Origin of the sequence: Aminicella lysinilytica, assembly GCF_004362975.1 — a bacterium.
Classification (GTDB): domain Bacteria; phylum Bacillota; class Clostridia; order Peptostreptococcales; family Anaerovoracaceae; genus Aminicella; species Aminicella lysinilytica.
In genome coordinates, this window is record NZ_SNXO01000005.1 from 16389 (window position 1) to 37502 (window position 21114).

Sequence of the window (21114 nt, forward strand, 5' to 3'; positions counted from 1 at the left end):
TCCTAAACTGCCTCCTTTTTATAACTGATCAAGGCTCCAATTACTATTCCAAATACTCCTATGGCATAAGCCAGTAGTCCGTTAATACTTATCATATAGCACAGATATGCCACGCCGGCATAAATACACAAACGTAGTAGATATAATACTACTACGAGCCCCAGCCTTTTAGTGTTGACATATAAGACTACTATTCTCTTTAACAATTCCAGATTGACCAGCATGATCGCGACTCCGGCTATGAGCCCCATAAGGAACCCCTTATCGAAGCCTAAAATGAACAAAGACACGACTTCACATACGGCTGCATATATGCTGCAGATGATAAATATCTCTTTTCTCAACTGTAAATATCTGTCTTCATCCATTCGTCATTACCTCACATTATAATTCTTTTTTTCAAAAAGTAAAGCGTCAAAATCATTTAATTGTCGCTTTATGCAAAATTGTTGTTTCCCTTGCAATCAAAGGGCTCTAAGTTTCGCTTATCAATAAGCTGTCACTTATGATAAGGCTCGTTTCTATTGATTTTGAAACTACGATAGACCTGCTCCAGAAGTATGACTCTCATCATCTGATGAGGGAAAGTCATGTCGGAAAATGACAGTTTGAAATCTGCCCTTCTGCTGACCGCCGACGATAATCCCAGGCTGCCGCCTATAACGAAAGCAATGTCGCTTCTGCCCTCCAGGGCCAGGTCCCTTACCTTGGCAGCGAGAGCCTCTGAAGTGAGCTTTTTGCCGCGGATCTCCAGACTAATGACATACATACCGCTGTTTATTTTGTTCAGTATCTCCTGGCCTTCAGCGTCTATGACAGCCATTTCATCAGCCTCGCCGGCATTGGCCGCCAGCCGCGACTCCTTCAGCTCGACTATATTCAGACTGCAATAGCTGCCCAGCCTCTTGCTGTACTCGGCCACGGCGTCCTTCCAGTATTTTTCTTTCAATTTTCCTATACATATTATCGTAATATTCATATCTACACTTCTATAAGGGGGCTGGGATCGTCTCTGCGCACTACTGATAATTCCAGATCCCTGTCCACATAATAATCATTCTCAAACAAAATATTCTTCACGGTCAGATAGGCCTGCTCCGGGGTATTATTCTCGCTGCTCAGATGAGCCAGGACCACCTTAGGTGTTTTTTTACCATCCAGTGCGTCCAGCATGTGGCAGATGGTATTTCCGGCCGTCTCGTTGGACAGATGGCCCTCTTCCCCCAGGATCCTCTCCTGCAAAGGGTAAGGGTAGGAGCCCATCCTGAGGATGTTGACCTCGTGGTTGGCCTCCAGCACCAGTGTGTCCGCGTCTCTGATCTGGTCGAAGATGTCATCGGTAACGTAGCCTGTGTCTGTGACTATAGTCAGCTTACGTCCTTCATGAACAAAGGAATAGCCCATGGGTTCCAGAGCGTCATGGGAGAGGTCGAAGGGCACTACGGTAATGTCGCCGATATCGAAAGGATCTTCCTCCAGAAGCGGATGTATACGGTCAGGCGGCAGTTTATCCTCTATACATGAAAAAGTCCCCTCAGAGCCGTATATTTCAGCTTGAGACGCCTTCCTGCCTATCATCCTTATGCTCCTGACATGATCTATGTGTTCGTGAGTAAGCAATATGCCGTTAATGTCTTCCACCTGCAGCCCGTTTTCCTCCAGACCGGCAAGTATTCTCTTTCCGGCAATGCCTACATCGACGAGTAATGTTGTATTATCGCTCTCTACCATGTAGCAATTACCTGAACTGCCGCTGGCAAAAGAGCAAAACGAAAACCCCATATATCAGTTAGACCTCCTTAACAATATAGATGAATTATACCACTAATCCCGGAAATAACAAGAAATACATTGCACAAATATTCTTCTTTACCCTTGTGGTATTTTAGTGCATAATAGTATGAGATAGCAAAGGAGAATGACAATGGCGCAGGTTTTGAAAATGTACACGGACGGCGGCTGCTCGGGAAACCAAAGCAAAGAGAACTTTGGCGGTTGGGGCGCTATTCTTGAATACGGTGATAGTCGAAGGGAACTTCACGGCAGTAAGGCCAACACTACTAACAATCAGATGGAGCTCACGGCCGTTATAGAGGGTTTCAGGGCGCTCAAAAGGGAAGGACTCGTGATCAGGGTTTTCTCTGACAGTTCCTATGTGGCCAACTGCTTCCGTGACAAATGGTATGTCAAGTGGGAGAAGAACGGCTGGGTGAATACGGCTAAGAAGCCTGTGGAAAATAAGGAACTCTGGCAGGAGCTGATCGCTCTGGTCAAAAAACACGACGTTTCCTTCTACCGGGTCAAGGGCCATGTGAATCTGAACAGTAAAAGTACAGATATGGACGGGCTATATGAGAAATTCTGCAGCTGGAACGGCGCAGAATTCGATTTCGAAAGTTTCAAGTACATAACGGATATGAACAACAGGGCCGATGAACTGGCCAATGTAGGTATAAATGAAGCCCGCGGATAATACCGCGAGCTTTTTCATTACCATTGTTCTATTCTGTTTATCTGGCAGGCAGTCCATGTATATAGTTTACTGCGAAGTCATAGAATTCATCTTTCATCTCAGTCTTGCCCATCTGATCTTTCCTGGCCAGGTAAAGATTCCATCGGCAAGCCCCTTCTTCTACTCTTATGAGTTTGACCCTGTCATCATGGAGCTTTCCCCAGGAGTACTCCGGCCAGAATGCCAGTCCTACACCTGCACCTACAAGTTTGGCAACCATGTCAGGGCTTTCGCCTTCATATACTATGAGAGGCTCGAATCCCGCTGACAGACAATGACTTGCCATCATCGTGGAAAACTGCCTGTTTCTTTCCAGGCTTATGAATCCCGCATGTCTTATGTCCTCAAAGGTGATATTCTGCAGATCGCACAGATGCGAATCCACAGGAACTGCTACAAATATTTCCTCTGATAATACTGTCTCCTCATGTCCGGAATAATCCTTATCAAAAACAGAGGATATCCTTATATCCCAGTTCTCGTCTTCCTCATTCTGTGAAATATGGAAGCTGGCATCCAGATGTTCCCGCTTGAATTCACTGACTATATCAGTCATAAGCTCATGGCTGGCAAGGATATTCACTCTGACAGTCTTATTCTCCAGGCCGACTTTATCAGCCAGTTTCTGGGGGATATCGTCGAGGGCCTTGACCAGCGGCTCTATTTCTGTATAGAACAGCTTGCCCGTCTCACTCAGCCTGATATTACGGCCAACCCTATCGAAAAGCTTGACTCCCAGTTCATCGTCTAACTTCTTGATAGCCTGACTGATGGCTGGCTGGGCCACATGGAGCGCTTCTGCCGCTTTAGTCATATTCTGACATCGGGCCACCACCAGAAAATATCTTAATTTTAATATATCCATAGAGTAAATCTCCCTTAATGCTACCATCTCGCTCTAACTTAACTTATATTATATAGCATTTAATTACCTTAAGCACGATAATTTATTAATTATTCAATAACTATTTATTATCATTTGGCCATAATTCATAATTAAAGCAGGCGGATGTTTTACCCAAGAAAGAGAGCACCTACGCGCTCTCTTCCTCAGATGATTTATTTTATTCTACATTTGTGATCTTAATGATGATCTCAGGATTAAGCCTCCAGATTCTCTGAAGCTTCTTCCTTTTCTTTAGCTCTTCTTTCCATACAAGCTTCATACTCTTCATCAGTCATCTTGACCATGGAGATTCCTGTCCATCCATAGAAGCAGGATACGATAGGATTGAACCATGAAAGGATAGCATAAGGTCCATATCCGCCTTTGCCCCAAGCCGGTACGCCGAGGAACTTGTACATTGTAGCTCCGCAGGTGTTCCATGGGATCAGGTTGGATGTTACTGTTCCTGCATCCTCAAGACATCTTGACAGATTCTTAGGTGCCAGGTGCATATCCTCGAATGTCTCTTTGTACATTCTTCCAGGAAGTACGATTGACAGGTACTGGTCTCCGCCGATGATGTTCATGATTATGCAGCTTACCAGTGTTACTGTTACCAGTCCGCCAACGCCCTTAGCGAATACGAGCAGTGACTTGGCAATGGATCCCAGCATTCCGGATGCATCCATTACTCCGCCGAAGCACATAGCGCAGAGGATCAGGTTGATGGTCCATAACATGGAACTCATTCCGCCCTTTTCGTTGATCAGTGAGTCGATGTTGTACTCACCCTGTACATTGTTGCCTACGCCCGTTTGAGCTATAAACTCCTTGAACTGGTCATTGGACAAGCCTAGTATCGTGGTGGAGTCGCCTCCACTTACTGAAGTGATGACATCTGCATATTTGGATTCTGCTCCGGTCCATGCGTCACTGAATGCAGGTACTGTGTACCCATAATGCAGGATACTTGGCCATTCAGCAAGGCTGATACCGTTGAATACAGAACCTATTACCATGCCGGCTACGATGCCGCCCATGATTCCAGGTATAGCAGGTATCTTCAGTGCTACGATTACGATTACCAGTACTGGTGGTAACAGCATCCACAAGTTCAGATGGAAGTTGATCAGGCAGGCGTTTCTCATCGGCTCTACGATGTCGAGGCTTGCTCCCTTGTCTACTCTCAGACCCAGGATAACGTATACTACCAGTGCTACCAATAGTGACGGTGTTACTGTCCAGATCATATGTCTGATATGGTCGAACAGTGTGGAACCTGCCATAGCAGGCGCCAGGTTTGTTGTGTCTGACAGCGGTGACATCTTATCTCCGAAATAAGCTCCGGTGATGATGGCTCCGGCTGACATTGCAGGACTGATACCAAGACCAGTTCCTACACCTATAAGTGCGATTCCTATAGTACCTGCTGTTGTCCAGGATGAACCTGTGGCCAGTGATACTATACAACATAGCAGACAAGTTGCTGCCAGATAAATGCTTGGTTTAAGAATTAACAGTCCGTAGTAGATCATGCCAGGAACGACTCCTGCTGCTACCCAGCATCCTATCAGAAGTCCAACTTCTGCCAGGATCAGTATAGCCTGCATTGATCTGTTGATTGATGCGAGGATTCCTGCCTCCAGGAATGCCCATTTGTAGCCATTAAGTGATGCTACGATTGTTGCGAATGTTGCCGATACCAGCAGTGCGATATGGACCTCTCCATAATCACAGGTGAAGGCATTGACAGTGTCTGTTGGGTTGCCACTGAATACGTTAGCAAGTTTTCCCAACATGCCCAGGCAATACATAAGTGCGATCAATGTGAAAAAGAAGCACAAGTACGCTTGCCATAGAGGTATCTTTTTACCCATAATAAGTCCTCCTTAATAAGATAAGATAAGTAAAGTAAAGTAAAATAAAATAAAAACTATGTAAATTACTACTCTTTAATTATAAGTCCCGCTGAAAGAACGGTCTAATACAAATAAATTATCAGAATACTCAATACATTAGGAAAATCCTATAATATAACTAAAATGGAATATATATTGTCTTATTACTCCCTTTTTGCTTATATTTCTTCTATGTCAAGAATCCTCCCGCATTTTGTTGACTTGAAGCCCCTGCTAAAGTAGAATAAATGTAATCGAATAAGGGAGAGTAATAAATATGAGCGTAAAGAGAGAAACTAAACAGAAACAGATAAAAACACTGGAAATACTATTGATACTTACCGGCATAGCTGGAATACTGATTATCGGCGGATATGCTTACCTGAGTTTTCATTCATCCATACTTGCTTCGGCAGACGGCACCCACAGAGACAGCATGTACGGCACGACCATAGTATTGTTCGCATCAGTTATAGCCGCAGCGTACTCTTTGATAAACTTCAAGAATCTTTTGCAGCTTGATAAAGACGGCCTGGCGACCAAATACACCCGCAACGTCCTCATCGCCAAAGCATCAGTCTTCAATACAAGCAGTCAGGGCATAATGGTAGCGAACATATTCACACTGGTGTACTGGCTGATCTACACATCCGTCCTTGACATCAGGTACTATGTCGCAGATGGTAATAAACTTGTAGATCTGACAACTTTCAATTATGCATGGGAAGGCGCTATGATTCTGTCTGTAGTACTCAGCATATTCACCGTCAAGGCGGCACACACATTGAGCAAGAAGTGGAAATAGCTCATCGATATGATTTTATGATTTATTTGATACTGATAATCGGCTTGATAACAGCCTTCATAAACGGGGCCCACGATGGCGGGACTATAGTGGCCACATCGATCACATCCAGGCTCATAACGCAGAAGCAGGCGGCTGTGCTTTCCGGTCTGTGTAATTTTGCCGGAGCTGTGCTCCTTGGAACGGCAGTAGCCTATACTGTTGCCTCGGGTCTGCTGGACACAGACGCCCTCCTGGCTGACAGCAGCGGTCGCGTAGGCCTCTTCGTGCTGGCCGCATTCATGGGCAGTATCATATGGAACGTCTTCACATGGGTAGTCAGCCTGCCTTCCAGCGCCTCGCACTCAATGATCGGCGCCATGGTCGGCTGCGGTTTGGCGGGCTACGGCCTGGATTTCATCCACTGGGACACGTTCTTCATCAAAATAATCCTGGCCATGCTCATATCGCCTGTCATAGGCTTTGCAGCGGGGTTTTTGTTAATAAAGGCGCAGAACTTTCTGCTCCGCAACGCCACCATCGTCTGGAACCGGCGTATACGCGTGCTGGAGATAATCTCCACGGTGCTGGAAGCCTGCTTCCACGGCAGTAACGATGCGCAAAAGGTGATCGGTCTGACTGCCATTGGCATCGCCGGCTGTGAAGGAACCGACCTGACCATGCCACTTTGGCTGATAGTATCCTGCAGCGCAGCCCTGGCCATAGGTACCATGTGCGGCGGCTCCAATATGATCAGGGCTGTCGGAAAAGATATAATCAAAGTCGACTCAGATAAGGCCTTCGCTTCGCAGTTGGCCTCAATACTGGTCACAGAATTTTCAAATCTGACAGGACTGCCTATCAGTTCGACGCAGATCATCACAGGCTCGGTCATGGGCGTAGGAACGGAGAACACACCTAAATCGGTCAACTGGTCGGTTTCAGGAAAAATCGCCATCTCATGGATCACGACTATACCGGCATCGGCCCTTATGGGTGCTTTGATACTGAAGATACTTACATCAGTCGTATTATAAGGGGGAAATTATGGACAAGAAAAAGCAGCGCGGACTGTTCAATAAGAAAAAGCAGCCGGATGTTTATAAACTTCTGGTGAATCAGTGCGAGAAGGCCTGCACCAGCAGCACTCTCCTGGTCGAATTCATGAATAAACTTGATCCTGAAACTGCTGATAAAATTGAGGAATATGAGAAGACAGCTGATGAGAAGCGATCTGAACTGGTCTATTATGTAAAGAATGCCTTTATTACTCCTGTGGACAGGCATTATCTGTTCAAGGTGTCCAGAGTCCTGGATGATCTCAGCGATGAAATCAAGGATCTGAAAGACTTCATTCTGTACTTCGACTATCATCCGACTGAGAAGAACATTGAGATGGCCCAGCTGGCCAGCAATGCCATATTTACTCTTACGGACGCTATGAAGAAATGGAATGATCCGAACACAGATGATTTCTGGAAGGATCTTAAACAGGCCAAGAAATATCAGGATCGCGTCAAGCGACTCTACTGGGAAAATATCAAGGAGCTTGAGTCCTTCGAATCAATGACAGGTATCATAACCATGAGGGAGTTCTGCCGGGACCTTAATAACCTGGTCAACAAGGTCGGCAAGGCAGCAGACCGTATGGGAGATCTGAAGATCAAATCAATAAAATAAGGCATACTAAAAGAGCTGTTCAAGTATTGGTTTCACTACTTGTGCAGCTCTTTCTTAAATTCTTCTATTATTTTTCTTTCTGCCCTGGAGATCGTCATCTGTGACACTCCAAGAGTCTTGGCTATCTCTGCCTGAGATCTGTTATAGATGAATCTCTCGCGGAATATGTATCTGCTCTGATCGTTCATTTCATCCATGACTTTATTGATTATCTCTGAGGTCTCCACGCGCTCGAATCCCTTTTCATCAAATCCCGTGTATCTCTCAAGGAAGGAGCTTTCTCCATCTTCGCCGGCATCCTCGAAGGTCTTATCCAGAGAATAAGTGCCGTAGGCCTGAGAGCCTTCAATGGCCTCTATTATCTGCTCCTGAGAAAATCCCGTGGCTTCAGATATTTCCTTTACTGTAGGAGCTCTGTGATACTGAAGATAAAGCTCGTCCTTAACCTCCTGTATCTTAGAAGATATTTCCTTCAAACGCCTTGGAACCTTAAGGCTCCACTGTTTATCTCTGAAATACTTCTTGATTTCACCAAGAATAGTAGGCGTAGCAAAAGAGCTGAACTCAAATCCCCTGTCAGGGTCGAATCGCTCAACTGCCTGTACCAGTGCCAGTGCACCTACCTGATAAAGGTCATCGTAATCTACGCCCTTACCCAGGTATTTCCTTATGAGGATGTCCACCATGTAAAGATACTGCTCCACCAGTTCATTTCTTGATTCAATTGTAGGATGTTCCTTGTACTTGATAAACTTGTCCAGATCCGTCATATGCTCTTCACCATTCTGATAGACTTACGTCCATCATCGCCTCTGCCAAATTCTACATCATTCATAAGCGACTCTATGACAAAGATCCCCAGATCACCTTCCTTAGGGCAATTCTGGCAAGGTTTGGTCAGTTTCTGCAGAGTATGACTATCGCAATCATCTTTAACGATGATCTCGATGCGTCCCTGCTCAACATTGCACTCTACCTCGTATTTGTCAGAGAATCCATCGAAACCGTGGCAGGATACGTTCTTGCATGCCTCGCAGACAGCTGTCTTCATGTCCTCTACGGCTTCCAGATCAAAGCCTGCCGTTGTAGCTATAGAGCTGATGGCAAGTCTGACCATGGTGAGATATTCCGGTTTTCCTGGTATTATAAATTTTAAATTATCCATTAATTTCTCCCTTTTCAGATAAGAATTACTGTGCGGCTGATGCCGCACAGATTCTATATACCCAGTTTCACCGAAAATTAAATCTCTAATTGTTCGCTTTTATTATCAGTCTTATCTTTTGCTGACTCGTCATCTTCGTCCTCATCGTCTTCCTTGATGACTTTAGCCATAGCTACTATCTTGGTTTCGTCTTCGACTTTCATGATCTTGACACCCTGAGTAGCTCTTCGAAGCTCAGAAACCTCATTGGCCCTGATCCTGATTATTATGCCCTCGCTGTTGATCAGAAGAACTTCATCTTCTTCGTCAACTACCATGGCGCCGATAAGCGGTCCGGTCTTCTTGAACTTACTCTTATCATAAGTCAGAAGTCCTTTGCCTCCTCTTACCTGGATCTTATAATCCTTGACAGGCGTACGCTTGCCGAAACCGTTCTCAGTAACTACAAGCAGTTCCTGATCAGGCTCAACCAGTGACATGGACACAACTTCATCATCTTTCTCAAGCTTGATGGCTCTCACGCCTCCGGCGATCCTGCCCATAGGCCTTACATCCTCCTCAGAGAAGCAGATGCATTTCCCCTTCTTGGTAACGATGATCACATTATTCCTGCCCGTCGTCTGCTTGATATCTATAAGCTGATCGTCATCCTTCAGGTTGATCGCAATAAGTCCCGTCTTCCTGTGAGTATCGAACTGAGACAAAGCAGTCTTCTTGATAGTACCGTTCTTGGTAACAGCGATCAGATACTTATCTTCCGCAAATTCCTGCACCGGAATAACTGCCGTGATCCTCTCACGCTGCAGCAGGCTCAGGAAATTGATAGCCGGCGTTCCTCTGGCCGTCCTGGATGCCTCCGGCACCTCGAATGCCTTGATCTTATGAGCTTTACCAGTATTAGTAAAGAACATCAGATAGTCATGAGTGGACGTCATTATCAGGTCCTTAACGAAATCATTGTCACGGGTGGTTATGCCTGTGATGCCCTTGCCTCCGCGGCGCTGAGCCTTATAGGTGTCAGCAGGCACTCTCTTGATATAACCAAGGTGAGTCAATGTGATAGCGACCTTTTCCTCTTCTATGAGATCCTCATCGTCGAAATCGTCTACATCAGGAACCAGTTTGGTGCGTCTCTTGTCGCTCCACTTTTCCTTGATTCCAATCATCTCATCCTTGATAACTCCCATGAGAAGATTATCGTCAGCAAGCAATGACTTGTAGTACTCGATTTTTTCCATGAGTTCGTTATATTCGTTCTCGATTTTTTCTCTTTCAAGACCCTGCAGTCTTGCCAGTCTCATATCCAGAATAGCCTGAGCCTGAATATCCGAAAGCCCGAAGCGCTTCATTAGCTTTTCCCTGGCGTCGTTATATGCAGACCTGATTATCTTGATGATCTCGTCGATATTGTCAAGAGCGATACGCAGTCCTTCCAATATGTGCGCCCTGGCTCTGGCCTTCTCCAGGTCGAACTTGGTTCTGCGTGTGAGAACTTCCTTCTGGAACTTCAGATACTCGAACAGCGCATCATACAATGTCAGCACCTTCGGCTCGCCGTTGACCAGTGCGATCATGATCACGCTGAAATTGTCCTGAAGCTGAGTGTGCTTGTAAAGCTGGTTCAAAGTGATCTGCGGATTGGCGTCGCGCTTGAGCTCGATGACTATGCGCATTCCCTCACGGTTGGACTCGTCGCGCAGTTCGGAAATTCCTTCTATCCTCTTGGCTCTGACCAGCTCGGCGATCTTCTCGATAAGCCTGGCCTTATTTACCTGGTAAGGGATCTCAGTCACGATGATCTGAGATTTTCCTCTGTTGGTTTCTTCTATTTCGCAGCAGGCTCTGACCTTGATCTTGCCTGTGCCCGTTCTGTAGGCGTCCCTGATGCCGCTTTTGCCCAGGATCTGAGCTCCCGTCGGGAAGTCCGGTCCCTTGACATGCTTCATGAGGTCCTCAACTGTACACTGCGGATTGTCTATCATTTCCACAGCGGCGTCTATGACTTCGCCAAGGTTATGAGGCGGTATGGACGTTGCCATTCCAACGGCGATACCGTTGGAGCCGTTCACCAGCAGGTTAGGATATCTGCTCGGCAAAACTACCGGCTCTTTTTCCTCACCGTCGAAGTTCGGCATGAAGTCAACGGTGTCTTTCTCTATATCACGCAACATCTGCTGCGCAAAAGGAGCCATTCTGGCCTCTGTATAACGCTGTGCAGCGGCGCTGTCTCCGTCGATGGAACCAAAGTTTCCGTGGCCGTCGACCAGCATGTATCTCATCGAGAAATCCTGAGCCATTCTTACCATGGCGTCATATATGGACGAATCTCCATGAGGATGATATTTACCCATTACTTCGCCGACGATCCTGGCCGACTTTTTATATGGTTTGTCAGGCGTAACGCCTAACTGATTCATGCCGTATAGAATCCTCCTGTGTACCGGTTTCATACCATCGCGTACGTCAGGCAATGCACGTCCGACGATTACACTCATGGCGTAGTCGATATAGGAGTTCTTCATTTCGTCATGTATTTCGTGTTGTATTATATTGTTGTCTTCTAATAATGTATCCAAATACGTGTCCTCCTATTAAATATCAAGAGTTGCATACTTAGCATTCTCTTCGATGAATTTCTTTCTTGGCGGTACTTTATCACCCATAAGTGTAGTGAATATCTCGTCGGCAGCGGTAGCGTCCTCAACGGTGATCTGCACCATGGTCCTGTGATGGTAATCCATAGTCGTTTCCCAGAGCTGGTTAAAGTCCATTTCTCCAAGACCCTTGTATCTCTGGATCTCAACTTTACCGTTGTTTTCAGCCATTTCAGCCAGTACCTTATCCTGTTCCTTATCAGAATATGTATAAACTACATTCTTACCCTGCTTATCCTGGAACAGTGGCGGCTGAGCCGCGTAAACATATCCTCCCTCAATAAGAGGAGTCATGTAACGATAGAAGAATGTAAGCAGCAATGTCCTGATATGGGCGCCGTCTACATCGGCATCTGTCATTATTATTATCTTATGATATCTCAACTTGCTGACATCGAATTCATCTCCGATACCGCAGCCAAAGGCGGTGATCATGTTCTTGATTTCTTCAGAGTTGAGCATCTTATCCTGGCGTGCCTTTTCTACGTTGAGGATCTTGCCTCGCAAAGGTAACACTGCCTGTCTTTTTCTATCCCTGCCCTGCTTGGCGCTGCCGCCGGCGGAATCTCCCTCGACCAGGAATATCTCGGACAAAGAAGGATCCTTCTCAGAGCAGTCTGCAAGTTTGCCCGGCAGTGACAATCCCTGAAGGGCCGTCTGTCTGCGGACCAAAGCTCTAGCCTTACGGGCAGCTTCTCTGGCTCTGGACGCGCTCAGGCATTTATTCAGAATAGCGGCGGCTTCCTGCGGATGCTCCTCCAGGAAAGCCATGAGATTCTCAGCAGTCGACGTTTCAACGAAGCCTCGCATCTCGCTGTTGCCCAGTTTAGCCTTTGTCTGACCTTCAAACTGCGGTTGCGTCAGCTTGACGGAAACTACAGCCGAAAGACCTTCTCTGACATCTTCACCGGAAAGGCTGTCGCCATCCTTAAGTAGATTGTTTTTCTTGGCGTAATCATTGAATACGCGGGTCAGGGCCGACTTGAAGCCTGCCATATGAGTTCCGCCTTCAATGGTATTTATATTATTTGCATAGGACAATATAAGCTCGTTGTAGCGATCTGTGTACTGCATCGCCACCTCGACCTCGTGGTCCTTCTCCATGAATTCAAAATAGAAAATATCAGGATGGATAGCATCCTTGTTATTGTTCAGATATTTGACAAATTCTCTGAGTCCGCCTTCATAATGATAGACTTCCTTCTTCTTCTGTCCGGGTCTCTTGTCCTCGAGAGTTATCTTGATTCCCTTGGTCAGGAAGGCCATCTCGCGAAGCCTGTGCTGCAATGTCTCGAAATCATATTCTGTTTCCTCGAATATCTCAGGATCCGGCCAGAATGTGGTTATAGAACCTGTGTGTTTGGACTCGCCAACGATTTCAAGTGGTTTGCTGGTCTTGCCTCTCTCAAATTCGATTTTATACAGATTTCCGTTTCTCTCGATTTCTACGATCATTCTGGTGGAAAGGGCATTAACTACCGATGCTCCTACGCCGTGAAGACCTCCGGATACCTTGTATCCTCCGCCGCCGAATTTACCGCCGGCATGAAGAACAGTATGTATTACCTCTACTGCCGGTATTTTCAGTTTAGGATGCGCGTCTACAGGCATTCCTCTTCCGTCATCTATGACGGTTATGGAATTATCCTCATTGATCGTAACATCTATTTTCTTACAAAATCCCGCCAGGGCCTCATCTATACTGTTATCAACTATTTCATATACCAGATGATGGAGTCCTCTCGGGCCCGTAGTACCGATGTACATTCCGGGTCTTTTTCTGACAGCTTCCAGACCCTCTAAAACCTGGATCTGGGCTGCGTCATATTGATTGTTTTTCTTTTCAGAAGTGCTCATTTAACACCCACCTTTTTGCATTATGTTTTTTCGCATGATTAACGGTTATAATTATACTATAAAATCGCCGATTTTACAAGGGAATAGGGTCTTTTTATTGTTTTTCTTTATTGGTAAGGTAAAAATCTGTTAAATCGCGTATTTCCCACTAAAAAACCCGCCTTTAGTCCTTGATATGAGTATGACCTTTGGCGGGATTTAAACAATTTTGATTTTTCCCTTTTCTATGTTGATAATTTTTGCTTCGGGATAAGAATCTGTCAATTCCTTATCTATGTCTGTCGCAGTGATAAAAATCTGATTATTATGCAGGGCGTCAACCAGATATTTTCGCCTTTCTTTATCCAGTTCGCTCATGACGTCGTCCAGCAGTAATATTCCGGTCTCACCGGTTTCTTCTTTTATAAAATCCAACTCTGCCAGTTTAAGGGACAGGGCGCACGTCCTCTGTTGTCCCTGGGATCCGAAATTTCTGGCGTTTATGCCGTTAACAAAAAAGGACATGTCATCCTTATGCGGGCCTTTAGTCGTAGTGCGGAGTTTGATGTCGTTATCATAACTTTTCTGTAAGCTTTCTTCAAATATTTTTCGCTGTTCTTCTGAAGACTCTACATAATCTATATTCGGAACGTATTTAAGAGTCAGCTTTTCTTTACCGTTAGTTATGCTGCTATGGATATTTCCGCTGAAAACATTTATATCGTCTATGAACTTCTTACGCATCTTCATAAGATCAGAACCATATCTGACAAGCTGACTGTCCCAGACTGATAATACCTTATTATCGACATAATCTTCTTTCAGATAGGTGTTTCTCTGCAAAAGTATTTTTTTATAATTGCTTAAGCAATCATAGTAGGCCGGTTTTATCTGCGCCAGTTCACGATCTATGAATTTTCTTCTTTTCTCCGGTTCATCCTTAACTATTTTCAGATCCTCCGGCGAAAAAATCACTATTATTATATTATCTATCAGCTCAGAAGTTTTCCTTACCAGAGAGCCGTCCTTCTTTATAGATTTCTTTGACTTTCCGTTGATAGTTATTTCAACCTTGGTATCTATAACTTCTTTCTGAGCATATACCTTTACATAAGCTCTGTCATCATCGAATTTTATCATATCGCTATCGCGATTAGTACGAAAAGACCTTCCTATGGAGGATAAATAAATTGCTTCGATCAGGTTAGTTTTCCCCTGAGCATTTTCACCTACGATAAGATTAACTTTCTTATCAAAATCCATAGAAAAGTCTTCATAATTTCTAAAATTTTTCAGTTCTATTTTCTTAATATACATTATATCAGTTTATTCTTACTGGAAGCACCAGATACTCGAATTTATCACCTTCAATAGGCTCTATGAGACAAGGAGTTATTCCTGTATTGAAGAATAATTTGATTTCTTCATCGTCAATAGCTTTTAGAATGTCCAGTACATACTGAGCATTGAATCCTATTACCAGATCTTCTCCTTCTTTTTCCGTCAGGATCTCTTCTTTTACATTTCCTTCTTCGGAATTTGAAGTAATAGTCATTATATTATCCTTCAGATCTATCTTAATAAGATTGTTTTTCCCTGCTTTAGACAATAGTGAAGCTCTTTCGATGCTCTCCATAAAGTTTGCTCTGTTGACTTTAGCGGTTATTTTACTATCCTTAGGCAAAATATCCTTGTAATTAATAAATTCACCATCTATTAATTTCAATTCTGCTTGTATATTATCAAACTTGAATATTACTTTCTTTTCACTTAACAGCATTTTACCATTTTCTTCATCGCTGTCAGTTTCTCCGATTATTCTACTGATCTCACTTATTATCTTAGCAGAAATAATTATATTACCTGGATTAGTACTTACCTTAGCTTTTCTGTTTATAGCCATTCTATAACCGTCAATAGCAACCATATTCATCTGGTCTGGTGTCAGTTCTATCAGTACTCCTGTAATTACTCCTCTGGATTCATCATTGCTTGCAGCAAAAGATGTCTTATCTATCATTTTCCTGAGTTCAGACTTATTAAAATCTATGGCTTCAGTTTCTTCACTTACCATATTCACATTAGGGAACTCATCTGTAGACATTCCTATGATTTTAAATTCTGAATTCATGCATTTAATAGTTACATTATTTTCATCGTCGCTTTCTATGTTTATTTCTACAGATGGCAATTTTCTAATAATGTCACCAAAAAGTTTAGCCATTACTATAATAGCTCCTGGCTCAGTAGTATTTACATCTATAGTATCCTGAATAGAAATATCAAGATCTGATGCTGACATAGTCAGTTTTCCTTCTGATGTTACTTCCAGCATTATCCCTTTTAGAATAGGTATAGTACTTCTTGATGTTACAGCTTTAGAGACTACATTAAGAGCCTTGGTAAGCTTTTGCTGTTCGCATGAAAATTTCATTTTTATACCTCCGGATGTCAATATTTTTAATATATATTTGTAGTAGTAGTAGTAGTAGGGGCTGTGGAAACTGTGGATAACCTCGTCAGCCTATACAAACAGTGAATTATTTCTAACATGAAAACTGTGGAAAACTCTTAAAAGTTATTATAATATTGTCCACATCATTCATTGATCTCATCTTTCAGAGATTTAATGATCTCTTTAAATGAGCTGTCCTTACTTATGTCTTTTTGTATTTTATCACAGGCATGCATTACCGTGGTGTAATGTCTGCCTCCAAACATACTTCCTATTTTCGGCAATGAGTAATCTGTCATTGTTCTGCAAAGATACATTGCTATCTGTCTTGGAAAAGCTATATTATTAGTTCTTTTCGGAGATTCCATTTCTGAAACCTTAATTTTATAATGCCTGCTGACAACAGCCTTGATTTTCTCTGGAGTGATGACAGAACCATCATCTTGTATTATATCATTAAGTATATCACTTGCGAACTTTTTATCTATATGTTCATGCAATAATGATGAAAAAGTTACTATTCTGTTGAAAGCGCCTTCCAGTTCTCTGATATTATCTGTGACCTTCTCTGCAATCAGACATATTACGTCATAGAGATCGTCATCCATTGAAATATTGGCGTTTTCAGCTTTCTTGACCAGAATAGCGATTCTGGTTTCATAATCAGCGGGGCTGATACTTGCTATCATATTCCAGGCGAATCTGTTGCGGAGCCTTTCCTCCAGTCTCACCAGTTTATTAGGCGGACGGTCACTGGAAATCACTATCTGTTTATTAAGGTCGTATAAGGTATTGAAGGTGTAGAAAAATTCTTCCTGTGTCGTTTCCTTACCTTCCAGAAATTGAATATCATCTATAAGCAAAACATCGACCTGTCTGTATTTCTTCTTAAATTCTCTGGTTTTATTATCTCCAAGAGCTTTTATGAGTTCGTTGGTGAACATTTCTGAAGAAACATACAGGACATTGATATTATCATTATGTTCAAGCAGGTAAATTCCGATGGCATGCATCAGGTGAGTCTTACCAAGTCCCGAGTCTCCGTAGATAAACAAAGGGTTATATGCTTCTGATGGAGATTCTGCCACGGCAAGGGCTGCTGCGTGTGCATACTTATTACTGTTTCCTACAACAAAATTATCAAAGTTGTACCGCGGGTTGAATATCTTCTGTTTATTAAGGTTAGGCGTTACTGTTGAAGTGCTTACTTTTACCGGCTTAATGACAGTAGTATCCTTCTTATATTCCTCAGAATTCTTGATTATAACTCTGTAATCATCTTTCAAGACTGTTTTAAAACTTGTCTCGATCAACTGAAGATACCGGGTTTTCAGTATGTTAATAATGAAATCCTCATTGGATTCCAAATAAACTATATTTACATCCTCATCTATAGACCTGATCTTAGTTGGTAGAAACCATGTCTTGTAGCTGATGGGTGTGGTGTTCTTTTCAATTTCTGCTAATACTTTTTCCCAAGTTTTCTGATCGTTATTCATAATGCCCTTCCTTTTCCTGTACTATTTATTTTACCTAATAAGTTATCCATATACAAGAGGTAATTTTTTTCTTTGAGAAATAAATAGATAGAGAAGTTATCCACATCATGTTGATAACATTGTTCACAACTCTGTAGATATTAATAACGCACCCTGTCTTGACAGTTGTCTATGCAATTTGTTAAAATAAAACCTGGCAATATTTATATATTGATAATATCAGATTGGAGTAACAGAATGGTAAATGATAATGAATTAACCTTTTTTCAACGGAAGGATATAGAAATCAGTTTTAAGAGATATGTCCAGGATGCATTGTCTGCAATGGCTTTAGGACTTTTCGCTTCGCTTCTGATAGGTCTTATATTCAAGACTATCGGCGAGCAGATGATAAATATTCCCGGATTTACAGAAAAGACATGGATCGTATCCTTCCTTATATTAATAGGAACTACGGCTATGGCAATGATGGGGCCGGCTATAGGAGTAGCCGTAGCCTGGGCTCTGAAAGCGCCGCCTCTGGTACTTTTCTCATGTGCGGCTGTAGGCCAGATGGGAGCCACGTTTACAGGTTTTGGAATCGAATTCAACGGCGGACCTGCCGGGGCGTTCATTGCAGTAGCAGTTGGCGCTGAATTTGGTAAGATGGTTTCCAAGGAAACAAAGGTAGACATACTTGTGACTCCGGCTGTAACTTTGCTGGTTGGCGGACTTATGGCCAAGCTGATTGGTCCCGGCGTAGGCTGGTGCATGCTGAAATTAGGTGAATCAATAGTAACGGCCACAGAATGGCAGCCATTTGTATTTGGCATCTTCATTGCCGTAGTAGTAGGCCTGGTACTGACAGCGCCTATATCCTCAGCTGCCCTTTGTATAATGATGGGACTGACAGGTCTGGCTGCAGGTGCCGCAACGGCCGGCTGCTGCGCACAGATGGTCGGATTCGCAGTGATCAGCTTCAGGGACAATGGCGTTGGCGGACTGGTAGCTCAGGGCATTGGCACTTCTATGATACAGGTTTCCAACATAGTCAAACACCCATGGATCCTTTTGCCGCCGACACTGGCAGGAGCCATAACCGGACCTATAAGCACATGTCTGCTTCACATGACCAACAATGCCGCAGGCGCAGGTATGGGAACTTCGGGACTGGTTGGTCAGATCATGACTCTGACGGACATGGGATTTACGGGAGGAGTATTCCTGAAAATACTTATAGTACAAATAGTACTTCCGGCGATCTTATCCTACATTATATATGAAATATTACGTAAGGCAGGAAAAATCAAAGACGGCGACATGAAATTAGACATGTAAATTATTGAACTTTTATTGACATTCCAATAATTTAACATTATAATACTACAGTATGCGTGCACATATTGGAATTTAGAATGTGCTGAATCAAATGTAAAAATGGAGGTAAACATGAAACAGACATATCAGCCTAAGACAAGGCAGAGAATGAAGGAACACGGATTCCGTAAGAGAATGGCAGACAAGAACGGAAGAAACGTTCTCAAGAGAAGAAGAGCAAAGGGCAGAAAAAGTTTGTCCGCGTAAAATGCTAAGGAAGAATGTACTAAGGTATCAGAAAGATTTCGATGCCATATATAGGAAGGGAAAATCTGTTGGAGACAGGTTTGTAGTTGTTTTTTGTAAGAAAAACGGTCTTTCATATGGCAGAAGAGCTTTTTTAGCAAGTAAAAAGGTTGGCAATAGTGTTCAGAGGAACAGAGCTCGCCGATTGATGAAAGAGGCTTATAGGCTTTCATCGATAGAACTGCCGGATGGTTACGATTTCGTGATCATAGCAAGAAATACCATAGGGGATGCTAATTGTCAGATGGTGCAGCGTTCGCTGAGATCTGCACTTAAAAGAACCGGGGTATTAAGTAAGTAATGAAATATGTAAGCAATTTTTTTAAAAAAATATTGATATTGCTTGTAAGATTTTATCAGATTTGTATTTCGCCTTTATTTCCGCCGACTTGTCGGTTTTATCCTACTTGTTCGACATATTTTATCCAGGCAGTGGAAAAATATGGCCCGATAAAGGGGACTTATTTAGGAATACGACGGATTTTACGGTGTCATCCATGGAATCCCGGCGGGTACGACCCATTGAAATAATGGAGGAAGTTAATTAATGAATTTTTTTGGAATTTTGGCTCAGCCTTTGGCTTGGCTTATGACATGGTTGTATAGCCTGATCGGTAGTTATGGTATTACCGTCGTTGTTATTACAATCGTTGTCAAAGGTTTCCTGTATCCTTTTTACAAGAAACAGATCCTGTCTACTTCGGGTATGACAGATCTCCAGCCGAAAATGCAGGCCATACAGCGTAAGTACGCTAACGATAAAGAAACTATGAATGAAAAAGTCGCTGAGCTATATAAAGAGGAAGGCGTTAATCCTTTAGCTGGTTGCCTGCCTATGGTAGTTCAGATGATCATCATCATGGGTCTTTTCACTTTGTTGCGTTATCCACTGAACTATGTTCATTCAGAGCAGATGTATATAGCTGTTCATGAGAGTTTTCTGTGGATAAACGATCTGGCTCAGCCGGATCCATGGATATTACCTATCCTGTCCGGAGTCGCAACCTTTATTTCATTCTATATGTCATCACAGAACGGCGGAATGCCGGGACAGACTGCTAATAGCGGTAATGCAATGATGAATGTTATGAAATACGGATTTCCTATAATGATAATCTGGCTCGCTAAGACCTATGCTGCCGGCCTGGCAACATATTGGTTCATAAGTCAGTTCATACAGATTTTCTACAATATTCGTTTCAATCAGCTGCGAAAGAAAATGGCTGAAGAGAAAATGAATAAAAAGAAGAAAAAAGTAAGAACTGTTGGAGGAAAATAAATGGATGTTACGGAAAAATGGGGCGATGATGTCGACTCTGCAGTCGAACTTGCCTTGGAGGACCTGAAGCTCACCAGAGATATGGTCGATATAACAGTATTGGAGGAACCATCCAAAGGATTCTTTGGAATCGGATCCAAACTGGCTCTGGTAAGAGTCGAAAAGAAAAAAGCAGAAAAGAAGGAAGAACCGAAAGAGGAACCGAAGAAACCTGAAGTTAAATCGGAACCTTATAAGGCAGAGGCTCCTGTGAAAGAGGAAGCTCCTGCGAAGAAACATGAAAGCAAGAAGGAAGATTTCAGAAGAAATGAAAAGGCTGAAGCGCCTAAGTCCAGCAGATTAGAAGAATTAGATTTCCATAAGACTATGGATAATCTGCCGTTGACTGAAGACCATCCTGCCTTGGAATTCCTGAAGGAAGTAACTGATCAGATGGGTCTGAACCTGAATATGGTCGTTAGGGCTGATGACAACAACGTTTATGTTGATATTCAGGGCGACGATTCAGGAACGATAATCGGAAAACGTGGTCAGACTTTGGATGCTATTCAGTATCTGACAAGTCTGGTCGTTAACAAGGGCCATGACAATTACGTCAAGGTAGTGGTAGACGCTGAGAATTACAGGACTAAGAGGGAGCACACTTTGGAACAGCTTGCACACAAGCTGGCCGGTAAGGTTGTCCGCACCAAGAGAACTGTGAAGCTTGAGCCTATGAATCCTTATGAGAGAAAAGTTATCCATGCTACATTGCAGGATGATCCTCGCGTAGGTACCAGAAGTGAAGGTCAGGATCCTTATCGCAGAGTAATTATTGAATTAAAGTAAAGAAATTATCAGCCCGCACTATGCGGGCTTTTAATA

General features: G+C 43.3%; 22 protein-coding genes. 10 read left to right on the forward strand and 12 right to left on the reverse strand.

All coding sequences use genetic code 11. The features are described from left to right. Nucleotides 1-2 precede the first annotated feature (2 nt). The 3 genes from EV211_RS02060 to EV211_RS02070 all read right to left on the reverse strand — a co-directional run bounded on the left by EV211_RS02060 (nucleotide 3) and on the right by EV211_RS02070 (nucleotide 1782). Nucleotides 3-368 carry a hypothetical protein gene (locus EV211_RS02060; RefSeq protein ID WP_133527772.1) on the reverse strand — a complete coding sequence of 122 codons (366 nt, stop codon included), beginning with the start codon at nucleotides 366-368 and terminating at the stop codon, nucleotides 3-5. Nucleotides 369-499: 131 nt separating this feature from the next. Next, nucleotides 500-979 carry a 23S rRNA (pseudouridine(1915)-N(3))-methyltransferase RlmH gene (gene rlmH / locus EV211_RS02065; RefSeq protein ID WP_133527773.1) on the reverse strand — a complete coding sequence of 160 codons (480 nt, stop codon included), beginning with the start codon at nucleotides 977-979 and terminating at the stop codon, nucleotides 500-502. A 2-nt stretch (nucleotides 980-981) separates the two neighbouring features. Then, on the reverse strand, nucleotides 982-1782 hold the full coding sequence (locus tag EV211_RS02070) for an MBL fold metallo-hydrolase (protein WP_133527774.1): 801 nt from the start codon (nucleotides 1780-1782) through the stop codon (nucleotides 982-984). A gap of 142 nt (nucleotides 1783-1924) precedes the next feature. Here EV211_RS02070 and EV211_RS02075 point away from each other — a divergent pair, with 142 nt between their 5' ends. Then, nucleotides 1925-2473, forward strand: coding sequence for an RNase H family protein (locus EV211_RS02075; RefSeq protein ID WP_133527775.1), 549 nt, complete (start codon nucleotides 1925-1927; stop codon nucleotides 2471-2473). A 37-nt stretch (nucleotides 2474-2510) separates the two neighbouring features. Here EV211_RS02075 and EV211_RS02080 read toward each other — a convergent pair whose 3' ends face one another. Both EV211_RS02080 and EV211_RS02085 read right to left on the reverse strand, forming a co-directional pair. Beyond that, entirely contained in the window at nucleotides 2511-3377 is an 867-nt protein-coding gene (locus EV211_RS02080) for a LysR family transcriptional regulator (RefSeq protein WP_166635336.1), read from the reverse strand. 236 nt (nucleotides 3378-3613) lie between these two features. Then, nucleotides 3614-5275, reverse strand: a complete 1662-nt coding sequence (locus tag EV211_RS02085) for a Na+/H+ antiporter NhaC family protein (RefSeq protein ID WP_133527777.1) — start codon at nucleotides 5273-5275, stop codon at nucleotides 3614-3616. Nucleotides 5276-5573: 298 nt separating this feature from the next. On the opposite strand from EV211_RS02085, the gene EV211_RS02090 reads away from it, so the two are divergent. From EV211_RS02090 to EV211_RS02100, 3 genes are read left to right on the forward strand one after another with little or no spacing between them, the layout of a single operon-like run. Beyond that, nucleotides 5574-6101: a hypothetical protein gene (locus EV211_RS02090; RefSeq protein ID WP_133527778.1), complete on the forward strand. Its 528-nt coding sequence runs from the start codon at nucleotides 5574-5576 to the stop codon at nucleotides 6099-6101. Between the two features lie 17 nt (nucleotides 6102-6118). Next, nucleotides 6119-7117 carry an inorganic phosphate transporter gene (locus tag EV211_RS02095; RefSeq protein ID WP_166635337.1) on the forward strand — a complete coding sequence of 333 codons (999 nt, stop codon included), beginning with the start codon at nucleotides 6119-6121 and terminating at the stop codon, nucleotides 7115-7117. A 10-nt stretch (nucleotides 7118-7127) separates the two neighbouring features. Further along, nucleotides 7128-7760, forward strand: coding sequence for a DUF47 domain-containing protein (locus tag EV211_RS02100; RefSeq protein WP_133527780.1), 633 nt, complete (start codon nucleotides 7128-7130; stop codon nucleotides 7758-7760). Between the two features lie 35 nt (nucleotides 7761-7795). On the opposite strand, the gene EV211_RS02105 is transcribed toward EV211_RS02100, so the two are convergent. From EV211_RS02105 to dnaA, 7 genes are all read right to left on the reverse strand, one after another. After that, nucleotides 7796-8530, reverse strand: a complete 735-nt coding sequence (locus tag EV211_RS02105) for a SigB/SigF/SigG family RNA polymerase sigma factor (RefSeq protein WP_133527781.1) — start codon at nucleotides 8528-8530, stop codon at nucleotides 7796-7798. Beyond that, nucleotides 8527-8925: an ATP-binding protein gene (locus tag EV211_RS02110; protein ID WP_133527782.1), complete on the reverse strand. Its 399-nt coding sequence runs from the start codon at nucleotides 8923-8925 to the stop codon at nucleotides 8527-8529. The genes EV211_RS02105 and EV211_RS02110 overlap by 4 nt, the downstream gene beginning before the upstream one ends. A 77-nt stretch (nucleotides 8926-9002) precedes the next feature. Beyond that, entirely contained in the window at nucleotides 9003-11501 is a 2499-nt protein-coding gene (gyrA, locus tag EV211_RS02115; protein ID WP_133527783.1) for a DNA gyrase subunit A, read from the reverse strand. A gap of 15 nt (nucleotides 11502-11516) precedes the next feature. Next, entirely contained in the window at nucleotides 11517-13436 is a 1920-nt protein-coding gene (gene gyrB, locus EV211_RS02120) for a DNA topoisomerase (ATP-hydrolyzing) subunit B (protein WP_133527784.1), read from the reverse strand. A gap of 198 nt (nucleotides 13437-13634) precedes the next feature. Then, on the reverse strand, nucleotides 13635-14732 hold the full coding sequence (gene recF / locus EV211_RS02125) for a DNA replication/repair protein RecF (protein WP_133527785.1): 1098 nt from the start codon (nucleotides 14730-14732) through the stop codon (nucleotides 13635-13637). A 4-nt stretch (nucleotides 14733-14736) separates the two neighbouring features. Beyond that, complete coding sequence (gene dnaN, locus EV211_RS02130; RefSeq protein ID WP_133527786.1) at nucleotides 14737-15849, reverse strand: DNA polymerase III subunit beta; 1113 nt, start codon at nucleotides 15847-15849, stop codon at nucleotides 14737-14739. A gap of 164 nt (nucleotides 15850-16013) precedes the next feature. Continuing rightward, a complete protein-coding gene (gene dnaA / locus EV211_RS02135) occupies nucleotides 16014-17369 on the reverse strand; it encodes a chromosomal replication initiator protein DnaA (RefSeq protein WP_133527787.1) in 1356 nt (451 codons plus the stop codon). Between the two features lie 237 nt (nucleotides 17370-17606). On the opposite strand from dnaA, the gene EV211_RS02140 reads away from it, so the two are divergent. The 6 genes from EV211_RS02140 (at nucleotide 17607) to jag (ending at nucleotide 21078) form a co-directional block, all read left to right on the forward strand. Beyond that, nucleotides 17607-18686, forward strand: coding sequence for a PTS transporter subunit IIC (locus EV211_RS02140; RefSeq protein WP_133527788.1), 1080 nt, complete (start codon nucleotides 17607-17609; stop codon nucleotides 18684-18686). A 111-nt stretch (nucleotides 18687-18797) separates the two neighbouring features. Continuing rightward, on the forward strand, nucleotides 18798-18932 hold the full coding sequence (gene rpmH, locus EV211_RS02145; RefSeq protein ID WP_133527789.1) for a 50S ribosomal protein L34: 135 nt from the start codon (nucleotides 18798-18800) through the stop codon (nucleotides 18930-18932). A 1-nt stretch (nucleotide 18933) separates the two neighbouring features. After that, complete coding sequence (gene rnpA / locus EV211_RS02150) at nucleotides 18934-19272, forward strand: ribonuclease P protein component (RefSeq protein WP_133527790.1); 339 nt, start codon at nucleotides 18934-18936, stop codon at nucleotides 19270-19272. Continuing rightward, nucleotides 19272-19502, forward strand: coding sequence for a membrane protein insertion efficiency factor YidD (gene yidD / locus EV211_RS02155; protein WP_133527791.1), 231 nt, complete (start codon nucleotides 19272-19274; stop codon nucleotides 19500-19502). Before rnpA ends, yidD begins: the two co-directional genes overlap by 1 nt. A 16-nt stretch (nucleotides 19503-19518) precedes the next feature. Continuing rightward, nucleotides 19519-20250: a YidC/Oxa1 family membrane protein insertase gene (locus EV211_RS02160; RefSeq protein ID WP_133527792.1), complete on the forward strand. Its 732-nt coding sequence runs from the start codon at nucleotides 19519-19521 to the stop codon at nucleotides 20248-20250. After that, nucleotides 20251-21078, forward strand: coding sequence for an RNA-binding cell elongation regulator Jag/EloR (gene jag, locus EV211_RS02165; protein WP_133527793.1), 828 nt, complete (start codon nucleotides 20251-20253; stop codon nucleotides 21076-21078). Nucleotides 21079-21114: the final 36 nt, after the last annotated feature.